Origin of the sequence: Aeromicrobium sp. Root472D3 (assembly GCF_001426485.1) — a bacterium.
Taxonomy (GTDB): domain Bacteria; phylum Actinomycetota; class Actinomycetes; order Propionibacteriales; family Nocardioidaceae; genus Aeromicrobium.
Genome location: NZ_LMET01000001.1, coordinates 1,548,433 through 1,564,059 on the forward strand (window position 1 = coordinate 1,548,433; position 15,627 = coordinate 1,564,059).

14 protein-coding genes and 1 tRNA gene are annotated in these 15,627 nt (G+C 71.2%); 9 read left to right on the top strand and 6 right to left on the bottom strand.

Annotation, left to right across the window (positions count from 1 at the left end):
- The first annotated feature begins 2 nt into the window (after positions 1–2).
- Positions 3–878, top strand: coding sequence for an NAD(+) diphosphatase (gene nudC, locus ASD10_RS07585; RefSeq protein ID WP_056606901.1), 876 nt, complete (start codon positions 3–5; stop codon positions 876–878).
- 177 nt (positions 879–1,055) lie between these two features.
- On the opposite strand, the gene ASD10_RS07590 is transcribed toward nudC, so the two are convergent.
- Positions 1,056–1,295, bottom strand: a complete 240-nt coding sequence (locus ASD10_RS07590; RefSeq protein WP_056606904.1) for a mycoredoxin — start codon at positions 1,293–1,295, stop codon at positions 1,056–1,058.
- Between the two features lie 149 nt (positions 1,296–1,444).
- On the opposite strand from ASD10_RS07590, the gene ASD10_RS07595 reads away from it, so the two are divergent.
- Complete coding sequence (locus tag ASD10_RS07595; protein ID WP_056606907.1) at positions 1,445–3,493, top strand: ATP-dependent DNA helicase UvrD2; 2,049 nt, start codon at positions 1,445–1,447, stop codon at positions 3,491–3,493.
- Between the two features lie 16 nt (positions 3,494–3,509).
- On the opposite strand, the gene ASD10_RS07600 is transcribed toward ASD10_RS07595, so the two are convergent.
- Positions 3,510–4,874, bottom strand: a complete 1,365-nt coding sequence (locus tag ASD10_RS07600; RefSeq protein ID WP_235501783.1) for an AarF/ABC1/UbiB kinase family protein — start codon at positions 4,872–4,874, stop codon at positions 3,510–3,512.
- A 79-nt stretch (positions 4,875–4,953) separates the two neighbouring features.
- Entirely contained in the window at positions 4,954–5,778 is an 825-nt protein-coding gene (locus tag ASD10_RS07605; RefSeq protein ID WP_056606910.1) for a hypothetical protein, read from the bottom strand.
- A 145-nt stretch (positions 5,779–5,923) separates the two neighbouring features.
- Between ASD10_RS07605 and ASD10_RS19140 the strand changes: the two genes are divergently transcribed.
- Positions 5,924–6,082, top strand: a complete 159-nt coding sequence (locus ASD10_RS19140; RefSeq protein ID WP_192165755.1) for a DUF5679 domain-containing protein — start codon at positions 5,924–5,926, stop codon at positions 6,080–6,082.
- 261 nt (positions 6,083–6,343) lie between these two features.
- Complete coding sequence (locus ASD10_RS07610; protein WP_235501784.1) at positions 6,344–6,835, top strand: M48 family metallopeptidase; 492 nt, start codon at positions 6,344–6,346, stop codon at positions 6,833–6,835.
- Here the strand turns inward: ASD10_RS07610 and ASD10_RS07615 are convergent.
- Together ASD10_RS07615 and ASD10_RS07620 are read right to left on the bottom strand one after the other, a co-directional pair.
- Complete coding sequence (locus ASD10_RS07615; protein WP_056606912.1) at positions 6,795–7,349, bottom strand: NUDIX hydrolase; 555 nt, start codon at positions 7,347–7,349, stop codon at positions 6,795–6,797. The two genes, ASD10_RS07610 and ASD10_RS07615, sit on opposite strands and share 41 nt — an antisense overlap.
- Positions 7,346–8,665, bottom strand: coding sequence for a zinc-dependent metalloprotease (locus ASD10_RS07620; RefSeq protein WP_056606915.1), 1,320 nt, complete (start codon positions 8,663–8,665; stop codon positions 7,346–7,348). The genes ASD10_RS07615 and ASD10_RS07620 overlap by 4 nt, the downstream gene beginning before the upstream one ends.
- A gap of 100 nt (positions 8,666–8,765) precedes the next feature.
- Here ASD10_RS07620 and ASD10_RS07625 point away from each other — a divergent pair, with 100 nt between their 5' ends.
- The 4 genes from ASD10_RS07625 to ASD10_RS07640 are packed head-to-tail and all read left to right on the top strand — an operon-like array spanning position 8,766 to position 13,796.
- A complete protein-coding gene (locus ASD10_RS07625) occupies positions 8,766–9,197 on the top strand; it encodes a molybdenum cofactor biosynthesis protein MoaE (protein ID WP_056606918.1) in 432 nt (143 codons plus the stop codon).
- Positions 9,198–9,247: 50 nt separating this feature from the next.
- Complete coding sequence (locus ASD10_RS07630) at positions 9,248–10,318, top strand: PDZ domain-containing protein (RefSeq protein WP_056606921.1); 1,071 nt, start codon at positions 9,248–9,250, stop codon at positions 10,316–10,318.
- Positions 10,309–10,827: a PPA1309 family protein gene (locus ASD10_RS07635; RefSeq protein ID WP_056606924.1), complete on the top strand. Its 519-nt coding sequence runs from the start codon at positions 10,309–10,311 to the stop codon at positions 10,825–10,827. Before ASD10_RS07630 ends, ASD10_RS07635 begins: the two co-directional genes overlap by 10 nt.
- 35 nt (positions 10,828–10,862) lie before the next feature.
- Positions 10,863–13,796, top strand: coding sequence for a UPF0182 family protein (locus ASD10_RS07640; protein WP_056606927.1), 2,934 nt, complete (start codon positions 10,863–10,865; stop codon positions 13,794–13,796).
- A 58-nt stretch (positions 13,797–13,854) separates the two neighbouring features.
- On the opposite strand, the gene ilvA is transcribed toward ASD10_RS07640, so the two are convergent.
- Positions 13,855–15,120 carry a threonine ammonia-lyase IlvA gene (gene ilvA, locus ASD10_RS07645; protein ID WP_056606929.1) on the bottom strand — a complete coding sequence of 422 codons (1,266 nt, stop codon included), beginning with the start codon at positions 15,118–15,120 and terminating at the stop codon, positions 13,855–13,857.
- 123 nt (positions 15,121–15,243) lie between these two features.
- Here ilvA and ASD10_RS07650 point away from each other — a divergent pair.
- Positions 15,244–15,320, top strand: a tRNA-Met gene (locus tag ASD10_RS07650).
- Positions 15,321–15,627 lie beyond the last annotated feature (307 nt).

The following is a 15,627-nucleotide window of genomic DNA, read 5'->3' on the forward strand; positions in this document are numbered from 1 at the left end:
GGGTGGACTTCGCCTTCGATCACGCCCAGCACGACCGCGCCGGACATCTCCGCAAGGACGACGCCTGGCGGCGCGTGCCGGTCGGCGACCCGGACGTCAAGGTGCTGGTCATCGGTGGCGAGCACGTCCCCACGACCGGTGGCTCGGGCCTGCGCTGGGTCTCGCTCGACGAGGCCCCCGACGGTGAGTGGATCTTCCTGGGCCTGAAGGGCGACCAGCGCTACGCCGCCGTGATGGTCGAGCGCGTCCCGGACGAGCTCGAGCCCGCCAGCCTGCGGATGATCGGGCCGAGCGTCGACGCCGGCGAGGCCTCGCTGGCCGTGCACGCCGTCGGCATCGCGCGATGGCACCAGACGCACCGCTTCTGCGCGCGCTGCGGCGCCCCGACCGACGTCGCGGACGCGGGCCACGTCCGCGTGTGCCCGGTGTGCTCGGCCCACCACTTCCCCCGCACCGACCCGGCCGTCATCATGCTGATCACCGACGACCAGGACCGTGCCCTGCTCGGACGTCAGCCGGTGTGGCCCGAGGGCCGCTTCTCGACGCTCGCGGGCTTCGTCGAGCCGGGGGAGACCCTCGGCGACGCCGTGCGCCGCGAGGTCATGGAGGAGGTCGGCGTGCCGGTCGGCGACGTCACGTACGCCGCGAGCCAGCCGTGGCCGTTCCCGTCGAGCCTGATGCTCGGGTTCTTCGGCCGGGCCCTGTCGTACGACATCAGGGTCGACGAGAACGAGATCGCCGAGGCCCGCTGGTTCACCCGCGACGAGGTCACCGAGATGACGGCCTCGAGCGAGCTGCTGCTGCCGCCCAACGTCTCGATCTCGCGCTGGCTCCTGCAGCAGTGGCACGGCGGCACGATCCACGGGAAGTGGGCCTGACCGGTCGGCTCAACCGCGATCCCGGTCGCCAGAAAGGCCGCTCTCGGCCGACCGTGAGCGCAGCGAGGCGACATCAATCGAGCTCGACCGCTCGCCACGCCTCGCAGGCGGGCGGCTCCGCCGCGCGGCGCTCACGCTTCGCTGGCGCACAGCCGGCCGTTCGCGCGCGGGGCGCGCTCAGGCCAGCTGTGCCTTGATCTGGGCGAGGCTGGGGTTGGTCAGCGCGGTGCCGTCGGCGAAGACGAGCGTCGGCACGGTCTGGTTGCCGTTGTTGGCCTTCTCGACGATCAGGGCGGCATCGGGCTGCTGCTCGATGTCGACCTCGTCGAAGTCGATGCCCTCGCGCTTGAGCTGGCCCTTCAGGCGGTGGCAGTAGCCGCACCACGGGGTGGAGTACATCGTGAACGTGCCGGACATGGAAGGTCTCCTTCGACGACTGGTGTCCATCATGTCAACAGGAGGGACGCCCGTGTCATTCCGGGGCCCCGTGTGAGCCACCGCTCGGCGCTCCACACCCCGTGACCCGGAGGGCCGGGGGTGTCGGCGGCGCCGACTAGTCTTGACGCATGCCCGACGCCGACGACCTGCTGACCGGCCTCGATCCCGAGCAGCGCGAGGTCGCGCTCGCGCTCCGCGGCCCCGTCAGCGTCGTGGCCGGAGCCGGCACCGGCAAGACCCGCGCGATCACGCACCGCATGGCGTACGGCGTCGCGACGGGCGTCTACAAGCCCACCGAGGTCCTGGCCGTCACGTTCACGACCAAGGCCGCCAACGAGATGCGCGTGCGGCTGCGCGACCTCGGCGCCGAGGGCGTCCAGGCGCGCACGTTCCACTCCGCGGCCCTGCGCCAGGCGCGCTACTTCTGGCCGCACGTCTACGGGGGCGAGTTCCCCGAGGTCACGCAGTCCAAGTTCTCGCTCGTCGCCGAGGCCGTGCGCCGGCTCGGTCAGCGCGCCGACACCCCGCTGCTGCGCGACCTGTCGTCCGAGATCGAGTGGGCCAAGGTCTCCAACATCGCCCCGACGGCCTACGCCGCCGCCGCGGGCCCCGCGCGGCGCGAGGTCGCCAACCTCGACCCGGGGCAGGTCGCCAACGTGCTGGCCGCCTACGAGGAGGTCAAGCGCGAGCGCGGGCGCATCGACATGGAGGACATCCTGCTCGTCACGGCCGCGATCCTGGCCGACGACGAGCGCATCGCGGCGACGGTCCGCCAGCAGTACCGCTGGTTCGTGGTCGACGAGTTCCAGGACGTCAACCCGCTCCAGTCGACGCTGCTCGACCTGTGGCTGGGCGGGCGCAACGACATCTGCGTCGTCGGCGACCCCCGTCAGACGATCTACTCGTTCGCGGGAGCCTCACCGCGCATCCTGACGTCGTTCGCCCGCCGGCACGAGGGCGCCGAGCGCATCGAGCTGGTCCGCAACTACCGGTCGACGCCGCAGATCGTCGCGGCCGCCAACGCGGTCTTCGCGCGGGCCGCCACCACCGACGACATCCGCCTGCAGTCGCAGCAGGAGCCCGGCGACCCCGTCAGCTACATCGGCTACCCCGACGAGCTCGCCGAGGCCAATGCCGTCGCCAGCGAGATCTCCCTGCTGCACCGTCGCGGCGTGCCGTACCGCGAGATGGCGATCCTGTTCCGCATCAACGCGCAGTCCGAGGCCTTCGAGGAGGCGCTCGGCGAGCACGGCATCCCGTACGTCATGCGCGGTGCGACGGGCTTCTTCAACCGTGCCGAGGTGCGGCAGGCCGTCACGCTGCTGCGGGGGTCGGCCCGCGGGGGAGAGGCCGAGGGTCACCACCTCGTCGACGACGTGCGCGCCGTCCTCTCGACCATGGGGCACACCGACGATCCGCCGACCGGCGCCGGAGCCGTGCGCGACCGGTGGGAGTCGTTGCACGCGATCGTGTCGATGGCGTCCGACCTCGCCGAGAGCAACCCCTCGGCCGGCATGACGGCCCTCGTGGCCGATCTCGACCGGCGCATCGAGCAGGCGCACGCGCCGGCCGCCGACGGCGTCACGCTGGCGACGCTGCACTCGGCCAAGGGCCTGGAGTGGGACGCCGTGTTCTGCGTCGGCATGCACGAGGGCATGATGCCGAGCGTCCACGCCGACACCCCCGAGATGGTCGAGGAGGAGCGCCGGCTGTTCTACGTCGGCGTCACCCGCGCCCGTCACGACCTCATGATCTCGTGGGCCGCGACCCGCAAGGCCGGAGGGCGCGGCAACCGCCAGCCGACCCGCTTCCTCGACACGCTGCTGCCCGCGGGGCACGCGGCGCGTCAGGTGTCGTCGCAGGCGCGCCAGCGCAAGGTGGCCAAGTGCCGTGTGTGCAACACGGTGCTGGCCGTGGCCGACCGCAAGCTCGGCCGGTGCGCCGACTGCCCGGCGACATACGACGAGGAGCTCTACGAGACGTTGCGCACGTGGCGCAAGGAGCAGTCGACCGAGCAGGGCAAGCCCGCGTACGTCGTGTTCACCGATGCCACGCTGCAGGCGATCGCGGAGTCGAAGCCGTCCGACGCCGATGCACTGGCCAAGGTCCCGGGGGTCGGGCCCGCCAAGATCGAGCAGTACGGCGAGGCCGTGCTCGACCTGGTGCAGCAGGCCTGACCGGCGCGCAGCACCCTCAGCCGTCGGCGAACCCCGGGAGCGACTCCTCGAGGATCGCGCGGAACGGCGCCGTCGCACCGAGCTGGCTCAGCACGCCGATGCCACCGATCCACACCCGGTGGATCAGCAGGTACTGCGGGGGCAGGTTGATCTTCATCGCCGTTCCCATGCCCTCGGCCGTGGGCGCACTGACGCGCAACGTCTGCTCGCGCATCCACTCGCGGCTGAAGGTGAACCGCTCGACCCGCGCCGGCTCGACGAAGGGCCCGATGTAGCGCGCGATCGTGTCGGCGTCGAGATCGGTCTTGCTCTTGAGGAAGCCCTCGTCGCGCAGGCCCTCGAGCACGCCGTCGTAGTCGCCGTCGACGGCGTGACGCAGGAGGCGCCCCATCGAGGCCGGGAGCCCCTCGGGCAGGCGCGCGACGGCGCCGAAGTCGACGACGCCGAGCCGGCCGTCGGGCATGATGCGGAAGTTGCCGGGGTGCGGGTCGGCGTGCAGCATGCCGGCGCGGCGGGGCCCGGCGAACAGGAACCGCACGTAGGCCTCGCCGTAGCGGTCTCGCTCGTCCTGGGTTCCCGACGTGATGACCTGCGCGAGCGACGAGTCGCTCTCGAGCCACGTCGACACCAGTGCGCGCTCGGTGTGGGCCAGCGGCTCGGGCACGACGATGTCGGAGTCGCCGTTGAACTCGGCCGCGAAGACCCCTTGGGCGCCGGCCTCGAGGCTGTAGTCGAGCTCCTCGGCGACGCGATCCTGCAGCTCCTTGACGAGTGGCTTGACGTCGAGCCCGGGTGCGATGACGCCGAAGAGGCGGGCGAGCCGCGAGATCTGCTTGAGGTCGGAGATGAGGGCCTTCGCGGCTCCCGGGTACTGCAGCTTGACCGCCACGTCGACGGGATCGGCGTCGTCGTCACCGGACCACGTGGCGCGATGGACCTGTCCGATCGAGGCCGAGGCGGCGGGCCGGTCGTCGAAGGTCGGGAACCGGTCGCGCCAGGCGGGGCCGAACTCCTCGGCCATGACGCGGTGGACGGTGCCGGGTGGCATGGGCGGCGCGGAGTCCTGCAGCTTGACGAGGGTCTCGCGGTAGGGCCCGATGAACTCCTCGGGCAGGGCGGCCTCGAAGATGCTCATGGCCTGGCCGAACTTCATGGCCCCGCCCTTGAGCTGGCCGAGCACGCTGAAGATCTGGTCGGCCGTGCGTCGCTGCACCTCGTCGAGGACGAGGTTCGCCGGCGTGCCGACGATGCGCTTGCCGAGGCCGAGGGTCGTGCGCCCGGCGAATCCGACCGGCAACGACGCGAGTCGTGCCGTGCGGGCAAAGGTGCTGCCGTTGATCGGACGGCTCCTGCTGGGATCCTTCGCGGGCTTGTCGGACACCTCGTCAGGATAGTCCCCAGCCGGTCGCTCCGCCCCGTCAGCGATCGGGCCCGGTCGGCGGGGCCCCACGCTCCCGCGACTATGCCGCGGTGAGCAGATCACAGGCGCAGCGGTGGTGGAACGCGACGGGCCACGACGCGCGGTCGTCGTGCCGGGGGCCGACGACCAGGCAGTGCCCGGCGGTGCGGAGCGTGTCGTCGTCCAGCAGCGCCACGACCTCGGCCGCGACCTCGACGGCGGCGGCGTGCAGCGCGAGGCCGTCGAGGGCGGCGGGCCGGACGAGCGGTGGCCGGCTGCCCAGCTGCGGCACGATCGCGGTCCAGGCGGGGTCCCAGTCGGCCCGGTGCAGGTCGTGGCACGTGACGCACGGGGTGCGTCCGGGACGGACGAGGGGCCCGATGCGCACGCGGTCCTCGTCGACGACGACCGGCAGGTGGTCGAGGCCTCTCGTCGACGCCAGCTCGTAGACCGACCGCTCCACCTCGCCGTGCGACACGATGACCAGCAGCTCGGGATCGGACGAGGTGAGGTCGTGCAGGCCCGCCGACACGAGGGCGGCTCGCGTCGTCGCGACGAGACCGGCGGCGCCGGGGGTCACGACGAACCCGACACGTCGTCGGTCGAACCGCCGGCGGACGGCCTCGGCGGCGTCGGCGTCGACGACCGCCCCGACGGCCCGCAGCTCGGCGAGTGTCGATGCGACGTCGGCGTGCAGCTCGGGGACGTCACGGGCGACGAGCTGCTGGAGGCGCTCGGTGTCGCGGACGCCGTCGAGCAGGCGCAGGAGGGCCCCGAGCCCCGGACGATCGGGGATCACGATGCCCGGGGAGGTGCCGATCTGCAGGTGTGTCGCGTCGCGTCGCAGCAGCGGAGCGCCGGGTCGCAGGGCGGGTCGGAAGGCCATGGCGCCAGCGTCGTCCCGCGGCGGGCTCCAGGCCAGCCGGTCGTCCACAGGAGGACACGGAGGCGGCGACGCGAGGGCGACGCACGGTGCGACCGATCACGGCTACCCTGACAGTGATCCACATCACAACTTCTAGGAGGCAGCCATGGCGGAGACCTGGAGTGGCGAGTTCTACTGCGTCAAGTGCAAGGAGAAGCGCGAGACCACCGGAGAGGTGCAGGTCAGCGAGAAGGGCACCCGGATGGCCAAGGGCATCTGCCCGGTGTGCAGCACCAAGCTCAACCGCATCCTCGGCAAGGCCTGACGACCGTCCGACCGGGACCTCGGCGGCGTGACCGTAGGGGTCCCGGGAGGGTCCCGTCAAGCGACTTCTCCGAACTGTTGTCCACGCTTGTGGATAAGACTGGGGACAAGCTGTGGGGAACGCCGAGCGAGCGTGTGGACGGGGCCGTGCACAACATGTGGACAGCCTGGGGACGAATGCATCGAAGGTCCTCTGACCAGCGCTGATGCCTGCATGAGCCTGTGGACAACATCAGCTCGACCGGACCGGTAGATTGCTGGTGTGGGAGACATCGAGATCCGTCGAAGCGCCCGTCGCAAGCGCACCGTGCGCGCGTACCGCGACGGTGACACGACCATCGTCCTGATGCCGGCGAATCTGCCCCGGGCGGTCGAGGAGGAGCACGTGCGCACCCTCGTGGCCCGGCTCGAACGACGCGAGCAGCGGGTGCGGCCCGGCGACGACGAGCTCCTCGAGCGTGCTGCCGTGCTGTCGCGGAAGTGGCTCGGTGGCGAGGCCGTCCCGGCGTCGGTGCGGTGGGTCACCACGATGGAGAAGCGCTGGGGGTCGTGCACGAGCGACGACCGCACGATCCGTCTGTCGCACCGTCTCCAGGGCATGCCGACCTACGTCGTGGACTACGTGCTGCTGCACGAGCTGGCGCACCTGATCGAGCCGAACCACGGCGCACGGTTCTGGTCGCTCGTCGACGCCCACCCGGAGGCGACGAAGGCTAAGGGATTTCTCGAAGGCGTCTCGTGGCAGCAGCGATGAGGTCGCGCACCGACTGATCCACGCCGTCGGGCAGGTCGTGGACCCCGAACCAGCCCAGGTCGTCCGACTCGTCGCTGATGACCTCGCGCGCGCCCTCGGGGGCGACCGCGACGTACTGCACGTCGAGGTGGTGGGACGGCCGGACGGGCCCGCAGCCGGGCACCTCGTGCAGCGACAGCAGCACCGGGTCGGGATCGACGGCGAGGTCGTCGATGCCGCTCTCCTCGCGCCCCTCGCGGGTCGCGGCCTGCGCCAGGGAGGCGTCGGACGACTCGCAGTGCCCGCCGGTCTGCAGCCAGCGCCCCAGGCGTCGGTGCAGGGTCAGCAGGACCCGCGTGTGGTCGGCCGAGACGATCAACGCGCTGGCGGTGAGGTGGTCGGGGTGGCACTCGCGGCTCAGGGCGTCGTCGTGACGCTCGACGTGGTCGAGGTAGAGCGACCGCAGGCGATCCTGCTCGTCGTCGGGTGCCGACCAGTGGGTCAGGACGTCGCGAGCATCCTCGCGCAGCGTCACCCGGTGGGGCCCTTGTCGTCGGGGGAGTCGGGCGACTCCGGCGACTCGGGTGCCGTGCCGTCGAGCAGCTCACCCAGCGCGGCGTCGAAGTCGTCGTCGCTCTGCGACCGCTTCTCGCCCTGCGCGAAGCCCAGGGGGTCGTCGAGGTCGGAGGCGTCGGGCATCAGGTCGGGGTGGCTCCACACGGCGTCGCGCGCCTCGGCGCCCTGCCGGTCGCGGATGGCCGCCCACAGCGACGTCGCCTCGCGCAGCTTGCGGGGGCGCAGCTCGAGCCCGACGAGCGCGGCGAACGTCTGCTCGGCCGGCCCACCGGTCGCGCGGCGCCGACGCATCGCCTCGGCCAGCGGGGTCGCGGCGGGCATGCGTCCGGCGGTGGCCTGGGCGACGACCTCGTCGACCCAGCCCTCGATGAACGCCAGCAGGGTCTCGAGCCGGTCGAGCGCCCGCTGCTGCTCGGGGGTGCGCTCGGGCTCGAACAGGCCGCCGGCGAGCGCCTCCTGGATGTCCTCGGGGCGCGACGGGTCGAGACCGCGCATCTGCGACTCGATCGCCGCGACGTCGATGCGCGTGCCGCGTCCGTACTCCTCGATCGCGCCGACGAGCGCGGACCGCAGCCACGGGGAGTGCTGGAACAGGCGGTGGTGCGCGCACTCGCGCAGCACGACGTAGAGCAGGACGTCGGAGGCGGGGTGCTCGAGCCCCTCGCCGAACGCGGCGACGCCCGACGGGATGACCGCGGCGACGCGCTCGCGCCCGAGCGGCAGCCCGATGTCGGTCGACGAGACGACCTCGCCGGCGAGCCCACCGAGGGCCTGGCCGACCTGCTGGCCGAACATCGCCCCGCCGGCCTGCGACAGCATGCCCATGAGCGGACCGGCCATCGCCTTGGCCTCGTCGGGCAGCGCCTCGCTCATGGCCGTGACGACGTGCTGGGCGATCGGCTCGACGAGCTGCTGCCACGTCGCGGCGGTGGCCTCGATCCACTCGGCCTTGCTCCACGCGGTGGCCGTGGTGGCGCCCGCGGGGAACGAGGTCGCGGTGTCGAGCCACAGCTCGGCCAGGCGCGCGGCGTCGTCGACGGCGTTCTGCTGGTGGGACGTGGGGCTCGGATCGGGACCGGCGGCGGCCAGCGTCTGGCGCGCGACGTCCTTGGCGAGATCGAAGTTGACGCTGCCCTCGTGCGGCGCGAACATCTTCTGCATCTGCCCCATGATCTGGTTCATGTCGATCTGACCACTCGAGAACGCGCCGAAGATCTGCTCCATCGGCGTGCCCTTGAAGGGGTTCTGCGCGTCGTCCCTGTCGTCATCGGCCATGCGTCCACAGTACCGAGTGGTCCCGCCGGATCCCCGCCCTCGCTGTTCGCCCTACGATGAATTCCCGCCCCCAGGGCAGCCACCACCCCGAAAGGTCGCCGTGACCGCCGTACGCCTCGTCGACATCCGCGAGACCCCGCTGAGCCTCGACGAGGTCTACGCCGCCGTGGGCGACCCCGCAGCCGGGGGCATCTGCCTGTTCGTCGGCACGGTCCGCGACCACGACGGGGGCCAGGCCGTCGCGGGCCTCGGCTACTCGTCGCACCCGACGGCGGTCGACCGTCTGCGCGAGGTGGCCGAGCGCATCGCGGGGGAGTGCGACGTCGTGGCGCTCGCCGGCGTCCACCGCGTCGGTGACCTGCGGATCGGCGACCTGGCGGTCGTCGTCGCGGCGTCGGCCGCCCACCGCGCCGACGCCTTCGAGGCGTGCCGCCGGCTGATCGACGAGCTCAAGGCCGACGTCCCGGTGTGGAAGCACCAGACGTTCGTCTCCGGCGACGCCGAGTGGGTGCGCCCGGACCACGGCGGGTAGCGCCGGACCACGTGCCCGTCGAGTTGGGGCGATTCACTAGGATTCACCCCGTGTCCGACCCCACACGGCTGAGCCGTCGCTACTCGACGATGGTCGTGGCGACGATCTCGTTGATCGTGCTGACGTGTGCGGCGTACCTCATCCCGATGCCCTACGTGACGATGCGTCCGGGGCCGGCCTTCGACACGCTCGGCTCGTTCGACGACCAGCCGATGTTCACGTTCGGCGAGGACGTCAAGACCTACCCGACCTCGGGCTCTCTCGACTTCACGACGGTGTCGGTGACGCGCGCCGACGCCCGGCTCTCGCTCGCCGACGCCGTGCGCGCCTACTTCTCGGGCGACGTCGCGGTCGTGCCGAAGTCGCTGGTCTACCCCGACAACCAGACGGCGCAGCAGTCGACCGCGGTCTCGGCGGCCCAGCTCGACGGCTCGAAGGACTCCTCGCGCGTCGCCGCCCTGCGCGCCGCCGGGTACACCGTGACGGGACGCCCGCAGGTCGCCGGTCTGACGCCTGGTGGGGCGGCTGCGAAGCTGCTGAAGGTCGGCGACGTCATCACGTCCGTCGGCGGCACGAAGGTCGCGAGCTCGCAGGAGGCCGTCGCCGCGATCGGCGAGACCACCCCGGGCGAGTCCGTCGCGGTGACCGTCGAGCGCAAGGGTGCCGAGCGCACGGTCGACGTCACGACCCGCCCCGACGCCGACGACCCGTCGGTGCCCCGCATCGGCGTCTCGCTCGGCACCGACTACACGTTCCCGTTCGAGATCGACAACAACGTCGGACGCGAGATCGGCGGGCCCAGCGCCGGCACGATGTTCGCCCTGGCCATCTACGACAAGCTGACCCCCGGCGAGCTGACGGGCGGCCGGAAGATCGCCGGCACGGGCGAGATCGACGCCGACGGCGTCGTCGGCGCGATCGGCGGCATCCGCCAGAAGATGCGCGGGGCGGCGAACGCCGACGCCTCGATCTTCCTGGTGCCCCAGGCCAACTGCTCCGAGGCGACCGACGGCGACGACGACGGCCTCAAGCTCGTCAAGATCACCAAGCTCGACGACGCGATCTCCTCGCTCGAGGCGCTCGCCCAGGATCCAGACGCGAAGGTCCCCTCATGCAGCTGATGCCCGACTCACCCCTGCGCCGCGCCGCCCTCGAGGTCGAGGCGCACGTCGCGGCCGAGGGCTGGGACCAGTCGCCGCGGCTGTTCGCGCTCGTGCCGACCGCCGACCTGATCGCGCACGAGCCCGCGCTCGCCGACCAGCTGTCGTCCGACCCCGACGGCATCACGCCGGTCGAGCAGGAGCTCGACCACTCCCGCGAGCTCGAGGACCTGCTCACCGAGATCGAGTGGCCCGAGGCCGTGATCGGGTGCGCCGCCGTCATCGAGCGCATCATGCTGCCGCCGGAGGCCGAGGAGTCCCTGCCCGACGATCCCGAGGCACTCGTCGCCGCGGCCGCCGCCCACCCCGACCGCCAGGAGGTGCGCCTCGTCGCCGCGGTCGTCCGCGAGGGCCAGTCGCACAGCGCCGTCCGGGCCCGCGAGCCCCTCGAGGCCGAGCTGCTCGAGGGCCCCGACCTCGTGCCCGGCCTGATCGAGCACCTGCGCAGCACGCTGACCGCAGCACCCTGACATAGAGTCATGAACCACCCCTACCCAGGAGACCCGTGAGCGACATCTTCGGAACGCCCCGACCTCGACAGCCGAGCCCACCGGCCGGCCGCCGCCAGAAGGTCCTGGTGCCGACCCTGATCACTCTGGCCGTGCTGCTGTTCCTCGGCTCGATCTTCACGAGCGTGTGGACCGACCGGCTGTGGTTCAAGTCCGTCGGCTACAGCGACGTGTTCCGGAGCATCCTGTTCACGCGCATCTCGCTGTTCGTCGCGATGGGGCTGATCTTCGGCCTGTTCGTGATGGTCAACCTCTACATCGCGTACCGCACCCGTCCCGCGACGGTGCCGGTGCGCCGTGACGACCCCGCCTACCGCTACCGCCTCGCGCTGACCCCGATCCTCAAGCCCATCGGCATCGGCGTGTTCGTCGTCCTGACGGCGTTCAGCGGATCGGTCGGCGCGAGCCACTGGGACACGTTCAAGGTCTGGCGCAACGGCACGTCGTTCGGCATCAAGGACCCGCAGTTCGGCAAGGACGTCGGGTTCTACACGTTCGACTACCCGTGGTGGCGCTTCATCACGTCGTTCTCGTTCGCGATGATCATCGTGACGGTGCTGGCGGTCGTGTTCGTCAACTACGTCTACGGCGGCATCCGCATCGCGGGTCGCGGACCCAAGCTCACGCGGGCGGCGCAGATCCACCTGTCGGTGCTGGTCGGCATCGGCATCCTGACGCGTGCCGTCTCGTACTACCTCGACCGCTTCGGCCTGCTGGTCGCCAACGGCGGTCTGGTCGACGGCGGCACGTTCACCGACATCAACGCGCGCATCCCCGCCAAGAACATCCTGATCTGGGTCGCGATCGCGTGCGCCGTGCTGTTCTTCGCCTCGGTCCTGATCCGGTCGTGGGCCCTCCCGGCGATCGGCCTGGGTCTGCTCGCGGTCTCGTCGATCCTGCTCGGGGCGATCTGGCCCGCCATCATGCAGGGATTCCAGGTCAAGCCGTCGGAGCCCGACAAGGAGGCGCCGTACATCGCGCGCAACATCGAGGCGACGAGGCAGGCCTACGACGTGGCCGACACCGAGGTCGAGTCGTACAGCGCGACGACCGACCTGACGCCCGAGGCCCTCGCGGCGTCCGCCGAGTCTCGGGTCAGCACCCGCCTGCTCGACCCGACCCTGATCTCCGACGCGTTCGAGCAGCTGCAGCAGGTGCGTGGCTACTACTCCGTGCCGCAGACGCTCGACGTCGACCGCTACACGCTGCCGGGCGAGACCCAGCCGCAGGACACGATCATCGCCGCGCGCGAGCTCAACCTGAGCGGTCTGCAGTCGAACCAGCGCAACTGGGCCAACGACCACACGGTCTACACGCACGGCTACGGCATCATCGCCGCGCGCGGCAACCAGCGTGGCCCCAACGGCGAGCCGGTCTTCACGGCCAGCGACATCCCGCAGGCGGGCGAGATCGAGACCACGGTCCCGCCGCGCATCTACTTCGGCGAGCAGTCGCCGTCGTACTCGATCGTGGGTCGCCCCGAGGGCGCGGCACCGATCGAGGTCGACATCCCGCGCGGCGGATCGGCCTCCAGCTCGGCCGACACCGACAGCGAGAACGTCACGCAGAACACGTACGACGGCAAGGGCGGCGTCCCGGTCGGCAACCTGTTCCACAAGGTGCTGTACGCGTTCAAGTTCGCCGAGCCCAACATCGTCCTGTCGGGTCGCGTCAACTCCGAGTCGAAGATCCTCTACGACCGTGAGCCGCGCGACCGCGTCAAGAAGGTCGCCCCGTGGCTGACGGTCGACGGCGACACCTACCCGGCCGTCGTCGACGGTCGCGTCGTGTGGATCGTCGACGGCTACACCACGAGCAACTCGTACCCGTACTCCGAGCACCGCTCGCTGCGCGAGGCCACGGCCGACACCCTGACCGACGGCAACGCCCAGGCGGCGCTGCCGACCGACCAGGTCAACTACATGCGCAACTCGGTCAAGGCCGTCGTCGACGCGTACGACGGCACGGTCAAGCTGTACGAGTGGGACAGCAAGGACCCCGTGCTGAAGACGTGGAAGAAGGTCTTCCCGGGCGTCGTCGAGCCCAAGTCGTCGATCGACCAGGGTCTGCTCGAGCACCTGCGCTACCCGGTCGACCTGTTCAAGGTGCAGCGCGACGTGCTGCAGCGCTACCACGTGACCGACGCGCAGACGTTCTACGAGGACGGCGAGCGCTGGAAGGTCCCCGAGGACCCGACGGCTCCCGCCAGCTCGCGAGCCCTGCAGCCGCCGTACTACCTGTCGACGGCGCGTCCGGGCGAGACCGATCCCAAGTTCTCGGTCACCAGCGTCTACCTGCCCAACAGCCGGCAGAACCTGGCGGCGTTCGTCTCGGTCAACTCCGAGGCGACCGACACCGAGAACTTCGGCAAGATGCAGATCCTGCAGCTGCCGAGCGAGACCCAGATCCCGGGTCCGAGCCAGATCGCCAACTCGTTCCAGACCGACCGAGGGGTCACCCAGGCGCTGCTGCAGTTCGAGCAGTCACGGGAGGCGCGGATCCTGCGCGGCAACCTGCTGACCCTGCCCGTCGGCGGCTCGCTGCTGTACGTCCAGCCGGTGTACATCCAGCGCAGCGCGTCCGAGGGAAGCTTCCCGGTGCTGCAGTTCGTCGCGGCGACGTTCGGCGAGTCGGTGGGCTTCGGCACGACGCTCGACGAGGCGCTGCGCGTCGCGCTGGGCATCGAGGAGGGCACCTCGCCCCCTGCCACCGACGGTGAGGGCGACACGCCGGCCGACGGCGACACCGGTGGCGGTGGAGACACGCCGACCACCAAGACGACGTCGCAGTGGCTGGCCGAGGCATCGGCGGCGTACAACGACGCGCAGCAGGCGCTGGAGGACGGCGACCTCGCCGGCTACCAGAGCAAGATCAACGACATGAACACCGCGATCGAGGGTGCGCAGAACAGCCTGACGCCCGCGGAGTAGCACCGGCACGACGATGCGAGGCCGGGATCCCCACGGGGTCCCGGCCTCGCGTCACGTCTCAGAGCAGGTAGTGGAACAGCGGGCTGCCGGGCGGGATCTGCTCGACGCCGAGCGGGCTGTCGTCGAGGCGTCCGAGCAGGCCCGGGAGGTCGTCGCGGTCGGCCAGCTCGATGCCGATCAGCGCGGGCCCGTTCTCGCGATTGTTGCGCTTGACGTAGTCGAACAGCGTGATGTCGTCGTCGGGGCCGAGGATCTCGTCGAGGAAGCGACGCAGGGCACCCGGCTCCTGCGGGAAGCTGACCAGGAAGTAGTGCTTGAGCCCCCGGTGGATCAGCGATCGTTCGAGGATCTCGCCGTAGCGGCTGACGTCGTTGTTGCCGCCCGAGACGACGCACACGACGGTGCTGCCGGGCTCGATGCGCAGGCCGTCGTCCAGCACCGCCGTGGCGAGGGCGCCCGCAGGCTCGGCGATGATGCCGTCGGACTGGTAGAGGCGCAGCATCTCGGTGCAGATGTGGCCCTCGTCGACCGTCCGCATCTCGACGCCGGCGTCGCGCACGAGCGGGAAGGTGTGGGCGCCGACGGTGCCGACCGCGGCGCCGTCGACGAAGGGGTCGACGGCGTCGACCGCGACGGGCTGGCCGGCCGCCAGGGCGGCGGTCATCGACGCGGCGCCGGCGGGCTCGACGCCGACGATGCGCGTCGACGGGTGGCGCTCGTGCATCCACGTCGAGATGCCGGCGACGAGCCCGCCACCGCCGACCGGCAGCACCAGCAGGTCGGGGGCCGAGCCGAGCTGGTCGACGACCTCGCTCGCCACGGTGCCCTGGCCGCTGATCGTGCGCGGGTCGTCGAACGCGGGCACGAGCACGGCGCCGGTCTCGGCCGAGTGGGCCTGTGCCGCGCGGAACGCGTCCTCGTAGGAGTCGCCGACCACGACGACCTCGACGTTGCTGCCCCCGAGCGTCACGATGCGCTCACGCTTCTGCCGCGGGGTCGTGCCGGGGACGACGATGCGTCCCTGCACGCCGAGACGCCGACAGGCCAGTGCGACGCCTTGGGCGTGGTTGCCGGCGCTCGCGCACACGACGCCCTTGGCGCGTGACTCGTGGTCGAGCTGGACGATCAGGTTGTAGGCGCCGCGGATCTTGTACGACCGGACGGGCTGCAGGTCTTCGCGCTTGAGCCACACCTGCGCGCCCGTCGCCTCCGACAGCCGCGCACTGAGCTCGAGCGGGGTCCGGCTGACGACCTCGGCCACGCGCACGGCGGCCTCGTCGATCGTGGCGGCGGTGACGGGCGAGGGGAAGGGGGTGGGACTCACGTGGACCCACGCTAGTCCTGCCCCGTCCGCCCCGGGATCGCAGTGTCGGACCGCGGACGTCCGCACGTCCGCCCACCCCGATTTGGTCTGCCGGACACCGACCTGTAAAGTTGTCTTCAGCGACGCGGGGTGGAGCAGCTCGGTAGCTCGCTGGGCTCATAACCCAGAGGTCACAGGTTCAAATCCTGTCCCCGCTACCACCACGAAGGCCCTCACAGGATTGACTGTGAGGGCCTTCGTCATGTGTGCGGCCTCCTGGCCGACCAAGCACGTCGCAGCGGGTTGGCCGGTCATCGCGGCGAGGGGACGCAGCGGTGGCCGGCCGTCCACGCCCTGCGCGCCGCCGTCCTGTTCCGCCTCGCGCTCGAGTCGGCGCCGGCCGGCACGACGGGGCGGGCAGTTGCCGACGAGGTGACCAGGTCCGCGACATCGTCGCGATGGACCACGGATGCTGGGCTGCGCTTCGTCCTCGGGGTGCTCCGCGGGTCTGCATGCTGGCTAGGCGGG

What these genes read in the sequence shown, in the direction of transcription:
- ASD10_RS07590 (WP_056606904.1), bottom strand. Translation starts at nt 1,295, where the DNA reads ATGTCCGGCACGTTCACGATGTACTCCACCCCGTGGTGCGGCTACTGC.
- ASD10_RS07595 (WP_056606907.1), top strand. Translation starts at nt 1,445, where the DNA reads ATGCCCGACGCCGACGACCTGCTGACCGGCCTCGATCCCGAGCAGCGC.
- ASD10_RS07605 (WP_056606910.1), bottom strand. Translation starts at nt 5,778, where the DNA reads ATGGCCTTCCGACCCGCCCTGCGACCCGGCGCTCCGCTGCTGCGACGC.
- ASD10_RS19140 (WP_192165755.1), top strand. Translation starts at nt 5,924, where the DNA reads ATGGCGGAGACCTGGAGTGGCGAGTTCTACTGCGTCAAGTGCAAGGAG.
- ASD10_RS07620 (WP_056606915.1), bottom strand. Translation starts at nt 8,665, where the DNA reads ATGGCCGATGACGACAGGGACGACGCGCAGAACCCCTTCAAGGGCACG.
- ASD10_RS07635 (WP_056606924.1), top strand. Translation starts at nt 10,309, where the DNA reads ATGCAGCTGATGCCCGACTCACCCCTGCGCCGCGCCGCCCTCGAGGTC.